Here is a 240-nt window from a genome sequence, read left to right on the forward strand (position 1 = left end):
GCCATCTAGTGCACCAAGAAGGGTTCCATCAGCGTCTCTGTTAGCACAACGAATTTCACCATCTACCATTACAGCATCAATAGCTTTATTGAAGTTTTCTTCTAAAAACTCACCATTCCAAGTTGTGTCATTTTTATTACGACCATAGCTAAAATATACTTCATAATCATATTCTTCTAATAATAAACCTTGGAATGAAAGAGTTGTATTAAATGAAGTACGATCATCTTCATAAGTACG

At 34.2% G+C, this 240-nt stretch carries 1 protein-coding gene; it reads right to left on the minus strand.

Going from position 1 to position 240, the window contains the following annotated elements; translation table 11 throughout:
* A partial coding sequence (locus SB765_RS33205; RefSeq protein ID WP_410932975.1) for a hypothetical protein occupies positions 1–240 on the minus strand: 240 nt, incomplete at both ends.

Source organism: Pseudomonas sp. SIMBA_067 (genome assembly GCF_046534675.1).
Classification (GTDB): domain Bacteria; phylum Pseudomonadota; class Gammaproteobacteria; order Pseudomonadales; family Pseudomonadaceae; genus Aquipseudomonas; species Aquipseudomonas putida.